Below are 8,371 nucleotides of genomic sequence, written 5' to 3'. Positions count from 1 at the left end.
ACGGCGGCCCGCCCCCGCAGCGCCCAGGGGACGAGCACCCGCCCCACGCCCAGCACAACGACGCACACGCGATGCCGTCCTCCCCCATGGACTCCGCACCCCCCGGCGTGCCCCCCGGTGAGGGCCAGCACGGCCGCCCCGGCTCCAACCTGAGCCGCGACCCGTCCGACCCGGAGAACCGGTTCGTCACGGCCGGTCAGATCAGCGGTTCCCGCACCCCGCCGCCCGAGCGCCAGCAGGAGCTCTGGAACACCGTCTTCGGCGACAACTACCAGTCCATGGACGACCAGGACCTGGACGACGACGAGCCGGGCAAGCCCATCTGGATCTACGCGCTCGGCGGCTCCGTGGTGATCGCGCTGATCGCCGCGATGTTGTGGGCGTTCCTGTGGGGGCCGCTGGCCAGTGAGGAGCCGTCCAGCGCGGGCCTCGGCGCCGAGCAGAGCGCCTCGGAGAGCCCCCAGGCGAAGACCACGACCAAGCCGGCGACCTCGATCGGACCGCTGCCGAAGTACTCCGGCGACCCCTCGCCGGTCGTCGGCCGGGTCCCCGACGCCGACGCCGGGATCAGCGTCCCGCGTCTGGGCGGCACCTGGCAGCTCGACGAGCGCACCACGGTCAAGGGCACCTACGGCTTCGACACCCGCCAGTACGTGCAGGTGGCGCCGGAACGGTACGCCCATGTCATGTCCGGGCCGCTGTCGCAGCGGCTGGCCTCGTTCTACCAGCAGGACGACCTCGAGCCGGTGATCAAGCAGGTCGTGGTGAGCGCCCGCAGGAACTTCTTCCCGACCGGCAACAAGGTCCGCAAGATCGCCCAGCAGCCGATCAAGGTGGGCGACCAGACGGGGCGGCTGATCGCGTACGCGCTGACGTCGGACACCGAGAAGGCCACGATCGTGACGATGGCCATCAACACCGGGGCCGAGGTGCCGGCCATCGTCTACATCTCGATCCCGTCGGAGAGCAAGCAGCTCCTGCCCGACATCCGCACGGTGATGAACCAGGTCCGGCTGACCGGCCAGTCCTGACCCGGCCCGGCGGCCGGCGCCGGGCCAGGCCGGGCTAGAAGGTGCACTCCATGTGCTTGATCCCGTTGATGAAGCTGGAGTGCAGCCGGTCCGGCCGGCCGCCCTCGATGTTCGGGACGCGGCGCAGCAGCTCGCGGAACATCACCGTGATCTCCCGCCGGGCCAGGTGCGCGCCGAGGCAGAAGTGCGGGCCGGGGCCGCCGTAGCCGACGTGCGGGTTGGGGTGGCGGGTGATGTCGAAGCTCAGCGGGTCGCGGAACACGGCCTCGTCGCGGTTGGCGGCCCAGTAGAACAGCACGACCTTCAGCCCCTCGCGGTACAGGTGGCCGTTCATCTCGAAGTCCCTGGTGACCTTGCGGCGCATGTAGTTCACCGGCGAGGCCAGCCGGACGATCTCCTCCACCGCCCCGGGCGCGCGGCCGTCGACGTCCGCCAGCCAGAGCGCGCGCTGGTCCGGGTTCTTGGTGAGCAGCCGCAGGCCGTAGGAGATGGCGTTCCTGGTGGTCTCGTTGCCGGCCACGACCAGCAGGATGAAGAACGAGCCCAGTTCCTGCATGGTCAGCCGCTCGCCGTCGATGTTGGCGTTGACCAGCGAGGAGGTCAGGTCGTTCGTGGGGTGGTCGGCGCGGTGGGCGGCCAGGTCCTGGACGAGCTGCTGCAGCTCCATGCCGGCGTTGAGCAGCTTCTCGGCGAGCTGCTCGAGGTCGCCGCCGGTGTACTCGGGGTCGAAGCCGCCCAGGATCAGGTTGGAGCGGTCGAAGACGAACTGGTAGTCGCGCTCCGGGATGCCCATCATGTCGCAGATGATCTTCAACGGCAGCCGGGCAGCCACCTCGGTCACGAAGTCGCAGCCGGATCCCTTGGCGACGAGGTCGTCCACGATGCCGACGGCCGCCGCCTCGACGTCCGCCTCGAACTGCTTGATCATCTTGGGCGTGAAGGCCCGCGAGACGATCCTGCGCAGCCGGGCGTGCCGGGGGTCGTCCATATTGATCATGGAGCCGAAGTACTCGGCGAACTCGGCGGGCATGTCGGGGATGTTCGTCGCGCCGCCGTCGCCCGAGCAGAAGACCTCCGGGTTGCGGCTGGCTTCGAGGATGTCGGCGTGCTTGACCAGCGCGTAGTAGCCCGGCCCCTTCGGCGCGTAGGACATCTCCATTTCCTCGAAGAAGGCCGGGGCGCGCAGCGAGCGCAGCCGCTCGAACGCCTCCTCCCGCTCGGTCATGGGCTTGGCCCAGAAGCCGCGGTCCGACAGGTCGAAGTCCAGGACGCTCATGAGGCCATCATTCGAAAAGCGGCCACTTACGTCAATGGGTACGACGTACACCGTACGTACCCACCGCGAGAAATCCACGGCTCCACCCGGCCTCGTCCGCGCAGGACGAGGCCGGTTCAGCGGGCCGGTTCAGCAGGCCGGTTCAGCGGGCCGGGCGGGGTTCAGGAGGCGGGGCCGAGCCAGTCGAGGATGAGGCGGTTGACCTCGGCGGGCCGTTCGAGGTGCAGGAAGTGCCCGGCGTCCGCCACCAGTTCGGCCCGCGACCCCTCGGGCAGCAGGTCGGGCGCGCCCTTGACCAGGTCGGCGCCGAGGCAGCCGTCCCGCTCACCGTGCAGGTACAGGACGGGTCCGGTGATCGGGCGTTCGATGGCCGGGTAGCGGCCGGAGGGCGGTGTGCTGCCGAGCATGGTCCGGTAGTAGCCGATGGCCGCGCTCAGGTTCGCGGGGTCGCCGAGACTGCGGCGGACGAACTCGAGGTCCTCGCCGGCGTCGTAGCCGGGGGACCAGTCGCGCCAGAGGTTATCGAGGAAGCCGGGGGTGGCGGCGGCGCTCTCGGCCAGGCCGGTCTGGAACAGGAAGATGTAGAACGAGCGCTTGAGCTGGTCGTACTCCAGGAAGCCGCCCGCCAGCAGGCCGGGCGGCGGCACCGCCAGCGAGACGGCCCGCCGGAAGCGCTCGGCGGTGACGTAGACGGGGAAGGCGCCCCAGTCGTGGCCGATGACGACGGCGTCGTCCCCGCCGCCCAACTCTTCGTGCAGCGCGCGTACGTCGGCGACCAGCGCGGCCTCCTCGTACGCGCCGTCGGCCGGGATCTCCGTGGGCGCGTAGCCGCGCAGGAAGGGCGCGACCGCACGGTAGCCGCGCTCGGCCAGCGCGGGCATCAGGTGCCGCCAGGTGTGCGCGGTGTCGGGGAAGCCGTGCAGGCACAAGGCCAGCGGCCCCTCCCCCAACGATAGATAGGCGAACTCCACACCATTGGCGTGGATAGTCCTGATCTCCATGACTGCGAAACCTAGCACGCCGGATCCGCCGGGACCGCGCACTTCAGCAGGCGGCTCAGAACGTCCATCTCAGGTGCTTGACACCGTTGATGAAGTTGGACAACAGGAAGTCGGGCTCCCCCACCGCCCGGACGTCCGGCAGCCGGGTGAACAGCTCGCGGAACATCACGCTCATCTCCCTGCGCGCCAGGTGCGCGCCCAGGCAGTAGTGCGGCCCCGGGCCGCCGAAGCCGACGTGCGGGTTGGGGTCGCGGGTGATGTCGAAGGTCGCGGGGTCGCGGAAGATCGTCTCGTCGCGGTTGGCGGAGTTGTAGAAGAGCAGCACCTTGTCGCCCTTGCGGTACGCCGTGCCGTTCATCTCGTGGTCGCGCGTCACCGTGCGGCGGAACTGGATCACCGGCGTGGCGTATCGGACGATCTCGTCGCAGGCCCCGGCGACCCGCCCGTCGAAGTCCGCCAGCAGCAGTTCGCGCTGCTCGGGGTGGTCGGTGAAGAGCTTGAGCCCGTACGCGATCGCGTTGCGCGTGGTCTCGCTGCCCGCCACCACCAGCAGGATGAAGAACGAGCCCAGCTCCTGGGAGGTGAGCCGCTCCTCCCCGTTGACCAGCAGGCTGACCAGGTCGCCGGTGGGCCGCCTGCGCCGCTCGTCGCCGAGGCGGGCGGCCAGCCGGTTGAGCGAGTAGCCGGCGTGCAGCAGCCTGACCAGGCCGCGGGCGACGTTGAGCCGGCCGAAGCCGGGGGCGATGCCGGTGTACTCGGGGTCGGCGTTGCCGAGGATGACGTTCGTCCGGCGCAGCACCAGGTCATGGTGGGTGGCGGGGATCCCCATCATGTCGCAGATGACGCGGACGGGGAGCTGGGCGGCCACCTGGGTGACGAAGTCGCCCGGCCCCTCCTCGATCGCGCGGTCCACGATCTCGGCGGCGGCCCGCGCGAGGTCCTCCTCCATCTTCGACAGGATGCGCGGCGTGAACGCCCGCGAGACGATGCGCCGCAGCCGGGCGTGCCTCGGGTCGTCCATGTTGATCATGGAGCCGAAGTACCCGCTCAGCCAGCGCGGCATGTCGGGGATGCTGTTGGAGCACGGCTCGCTGCTGAACACCGCCGCGTTCCTGCTGGCCTCGGTCACGTCGGCGTGGCGCACGAGGGCGTAGTAGCCGGGGCCGCCGCCGATGAACGGCACGGCCTGCTCCGGCACGAACACGGGGCGCTCCAGCTCGCGCAGCATGCGGAAGGCGTCCATGCGCTCGGCCTGCGACCGCCCCCAGAACGGGATCTGCGACAGGTCGAGGTCCGCGGGCAGACTCATACCAGCGAGCCTACGCAAGTGCCCACTTACGTCAAGTCCGGGCGGCCTTGATCAGGTCGGCGCCCTTCTCGCCGATCATGACGGCGGGGGCGTGGGTGTGGCCGCGGTTCAGCGTCGGCATGACGGACGCGTCCACGACCCTGAGCCCCTCGACGCCGCGCACGCGCAGCGCCGGGTCCACGACCGAGCCGTCGTCGGCGCCCATGCGGCAGCTCCCGGCCGGGTGGTAGAGGGTCTCGGCGCGCTCGCGTACCCACCGGGCCAGTTCCTCGTCGCTCTCCGGCCCCCAGTACGGCGCCATCGGCCCGCCCGCGTACGGCTTCATCGCCGTGGTGGCGAAGACCTGCTTGGCCGCCTTCAGCCCTTCGACCAGCCGCCTGACGTCGGGCTCGGCCGTCAGGTAGCCGGGGTCGATCACGACGTCGGGGCCGTTCAGCCCGACCCGGCCGCGGCTGTCCGGCTGCAGCAGCACGACGCCCACGGTGATCGCGTGGCCGGTCGGCGGGGTCAGGCCGTGGTCGACGAACGGTCCGGGCGCGAAGATCAGCTCGATGTCGGGCGCGGGCTCCTCGGGCGAGGTCCTGATGAACGCGACGGCCTCCCCCACGTTCGTGGTGAGCATCCCGGAGCGCAGGACGAGGTAACGCAGCAGGTTCGCCACCGACTCGGCCTTGCTCAGCGTCACCGGCCGCCGGCACTCGACGACCACGCCGGCCGACAGGTGGTCCTGGAGGTTCTTGCCGACCTCGGGCAACTCGTGCACGACCGGCACCCCGGCCGCCCGCAGCTCGTCGGCCGCGCCCACGCCGGAGCGCATCAGCAGGTACGGCGAGCCGATCGCGCCCGCCGCCAGCACGACCTCCCGCCGGGCCCGGATCGGCGCGCCGCCGCTGTGCTCGACGCCCGTCGCGCGCCGGCCGTCGAACGTCACCCGCTCGACGGTGACGCCCGTGATGACGCTCAGGTTGGGACGCGGCAGCGCCGGGCGCAGATAGGCGTCGGCCGAGCTCCACCGCCTGCCGCGGTTCTGGGTGACGGGGGTGGGACTGTAGCCGTCGTGGGCGCGGCCGTTCAGCTCCGCCAGGCGGGGGTAGCCCAGTTCCTCGCAGGCCAGCAGGAAGGCGGCGGTGGTGACGTTGGGGCTGCGCAGTTCGGAGATGTAGAGCGGGCCGTCGCCGCCGTAGACGCCGCCCCGGTTGCTGCCGACGCGCCGCTCGGCCCTGTTGAAGTAGGGCAGGACATCGTCGTACGCCCAGCCGGGGATCCCCCACTGGTCGTAGTCGCGCTGGCAGCCGCGCACCCACATCTGGGCGTTGAGCGAGGACGAGCCCCCCAGCACCCGGCCCCTGGGCCAGTAGAGCTCGCGGCCGGACAGCTCGCTCTGCTTGGCGGTGGTGTAGTTCCAGTCGTAGTCGGTCTTGAACAGCTTGGAGAAGCCGGCCGGCATGCGGATCTCGAGCTTGTCGTCCTTGCCGCCCGCCTCGACCAGCGCCACCGACACGCCGGGGTCCTCCGACAGCCTGTTGGCCAGCACGCAGCCGGCCGAACCCGCCCCGACGATCACGTAGTCGTAGTCCATGACGGCCTCTCCAAGGGGTGAGTAACTTCCTACTTGCATACTTCACCCAGGGACGACACGTCCATACGCAGTTGTGACCCACGTTTACCTACCGGTCAGTATGACTGTCCTGCTTAGATGGCGCCAAAGGCGAACAAAGGGAGGAAGGCGTCATGCTCAACCTGTCGGTCGTCCTGGAGGACAGCGCCAGGAACACCCCGGACGGCACAGCGATCGTCTTCGGCGACATGCGGCTGCCGTACTCCATGATCGACACCGTGGCGAACCAGGTCGCGAACCTGCTCGTGGCGCGCGGGATCGGCAAGGGTGACAAGGTGGCGCTGGCCTGCCCGAACCTGCCGTACTTCCCGTTCGTCTACTTCGGCATCCTCAAGACCGGCGCGACGGTGGTGCCGCTCAACGTCCTGCTCCAGCCGCGCGAGATCGCCTACCACCTCGACGACAGCCACGCCAAAGCGCTGTTCTGCTTCGAGGGCACGCCCGAACTGCCGCTCGGCGAGCGCGGCAGGGCCGGCTTCGAGGCCGCCGAGGGCTGCGAGCACTTCTTCGTGCTGCCCGCCACGCCGCTGGCGACCGAGTCGGAGTACGGCGAGTCGATCTGGGCGGCGCTCGGCGGGATGTCCGGCGAGTTCGCCACCGCCCAGACCGCGCCCGACGACACCGCGGTCATCCTCTACACCTCCGGCACCACCGGCCAGCCCAAGGGCGCCGAGCTCACCCACCAGAACATGCTGATGAACGCCATCGTCAGCGACCGCATGTTCCCCAGCACCGAGGGCGGCGACACCTACCTCGCGGTGCTGCCGCTGTTCCACTCCTTCGGCCAGACGACCGTCATGAACACGGGCTTCCTGCGCGGCGCCTCGGTCGTGCTGATGCCGCGCTTCGAGCCGGGCGAGGCGCTCGCGCTCATGGCCAAGGAAGGCGTGACGTTCTTCGCGGGCGTGCCGACCATGTACTGGGCCATGCTCACGAAGATCCACAGCGAGGGTGCGGAGGTGCCCCGCGCGCTGCGCGTGGCCGTCGCGGGCGGCGCGTCGTCCCCCGTCGAGGTGCTCAGGGACTTCGAGCAGACCTTCGGCATCGGCATCATGGAGGGCTACGGCCTGTCGGAGACCTCCCCGGTGGCCAGCTTCAACCAGCCCGGCCGGACCGCCAAGCCCGGCACGATCGGCACCCCGATCTGGGGGGTGGAGATGAAGCTCGTGGACGACGGCTGGAAGACGATCGAGGGCGAGGGGCCCGGCGAGATCGCCATCCGCGGCCACAACATCATGAAGGGCTACCACGGCCGGCCCGAGGCGACGGCCGAGGTGATGAACGACGGCTGGTTCCGTACGGGTGACATCGCCACGCGTGACGCCGACGGCTACTACGCCATCGTCGACCGGGCCAAGGACATGATCATCCGGGGCGGGTTCAACGTCTACCCGCGCGAGCTCGAAGAGGTGCTCATGACCCACGAGGCCGTGTCGCTGGCCGCCGTGGTCGGCGTCCCGCACGACTCGCACGGCGAGGAGGTCAAGGCGTACGTCATCCGCACCCCCGGCACCGCGATCACCGAGGACGAGCTGATCGCCTGGGCCAAGCAGAACCTGGCGGCCTACAAGTACCCGCGGATCGTCGAGTTCCGGGACGCCCTGCCGATGACGGCCACCGGCAAGATCCTCAAGCGCGAGCTGCGCTGACTCCCCGCCGGGCCGCGGAGATCGCCGCGGCCCGGTAGCTTGCCGCCTATGCGAGATCGACCCGACGACTTCGACGAAGAACTGCTGCGACCCGCGCTGACCGGCTGGGGCATCGAGGCCACCGGCCTGCGCTACGCCCCGGTCGGCTTCGGCGACTTCCACTGGGTGGCGGCCGACCGGGCCGGGCGGCGCTGGTTCGTCACGGTGGCGGACGTGCGGCGGCGCGACTACGACGAACTCCGCTCGGCCATGGAGACGGCGGCGGCGCTGCGCGAGGAGGCGGGCCTCGAGTTCGTCGTCGCCCCGCTGCGCGCCGCCGACGGGGCCACGCTGCGCCGTCTCGACCGGCACCGCTACGCCTTGAGCGTCTTCCCGTACGAGGAGGGCCGGGCCGGCGACTTCGGCGACGCCCTGCCGCCCGCCGACCGCGGCCAGGTCATCGACCTGCTGGCCGAGTTGCACGCCACCCCGCCCCCGGTGTGGGCCC

Annotated in this window: 6 protein-coding genes and 1 pseudogene; 3 read left to right on the top strand and 4 right to left on the bottom strand. The window is 70.5% G+C overall.

Annotated elements, in window-relative coordinates; genetic code table 11:
- Nucleotides 1-1,031 (top strand): hypothetical protein (locus tag FAF44_RS50285; protein WP_237110596.1); only part of this gene is annotated, 1,031 nt, incomplete at its 5' end.
- A gap of 34 nt (nucleotides 1,032-1,065) precedes the next feature.
- Here the strand turns inward: FAF44_RS50285 and FAF44_RS50280 are convergent.
- From FAF44_RS50280 to FAF44_RS50265, 4 genes are all read right to left on the bottom strand, one after another.
- The gene (locus FAF44_RS50280) at nucleotides 1,066-2,307 is read right to left on the bottom strand and encodes a cytochrome P450 (RefSeq protein ID WP_237110595.1); all 1,242 of its coding nucleotides are present in this window, start codon (nucleotides 2,305-2,307) and stop codon (nucleotides 1,066-1,068) included.
- 161 nt (nucleotides 2,308-2,468) lie between these two features.
- On the bottom strand, nucleotides 2,469-3,308 hold the full coding sequence (locus FAF44_RS50275; RefSeq protein WP_237110594.1) for an alpha/beta fold hydrolase: 840 nt from the start codon (nucleotides 3,306-3,308) through the stop codon (nucleotides 2,469-2,471).
- A gap of 55 nt (nucleotides 3,309-3,363) precedes the next feature.
- Nucleotides 3,364-4,617 carry a cytochrome P450 gene (locus FAF44_RS50270; RefSeq protein ID WP_237110593.1) on the bottom strand — a complete coding sequence of 418 codons (1,254 nt, stop codon included), beginning with the start codon at nucleotides 4,615-4,617 and terminating at the stop codon, nucleotides 3,364-3,366.
- Between the two features lie 31 nt (nucleotides 4,618-4,648).
- On the bottom strand, nucleotides 4,649-6,196 hold the full coding sequence (locus FAF44_RS50265) for a GMC family oxidoreductase (protein WP_237110592.1): 1,548 nt from the start codon (nucleotides 6,194-6,196) through the stop codon (nucleotides 4,649-4,651).
- Nucleotides 6,197-6,348: 152 nt separating this feature from the next.
- Here FAF44_RS50265 and FAF44_RS50260 point away from each other — a divergent pair, with 152 nt between their 5' ends.
- The gene (locus tag FAF44_RS50260; RefSeq protein ID WP_237110591.1) at nucleotides 6,349-7,884 is read left to right on the top strand and encodes a long-chain fatty acid--CoA ligase; all 1,536 of its coding nucleotides are present in this window, start codon (nucleotides 6,349-6,351) and stop codon (nucleotides 7,882-7,884) included.
- A gap of 48 nt (nucleotides 7,885-7,932) precedes the next feature.
- A pseudogene (locus tag FAF44_RS50255) lies at nucleotides 7,933-8,371 on the top strand (aminoglycoside phosphotransferase family protein); the annotation flags it as partial.

It is taken from the genome of Nonomuraea sp. MG754425 (assembly GCF_021699195.1).
Classification (GTDB): domain Bacteria; phylum Actinomycetota; class Actinomycetes; order Streptosporangiales; family Streptosporangiaceae; genus Nonomuraea.
Note: the sequence above shows the minus strand (reverse complement) of the source record. Positions and strands in the feature narration are given on the sequence as shown.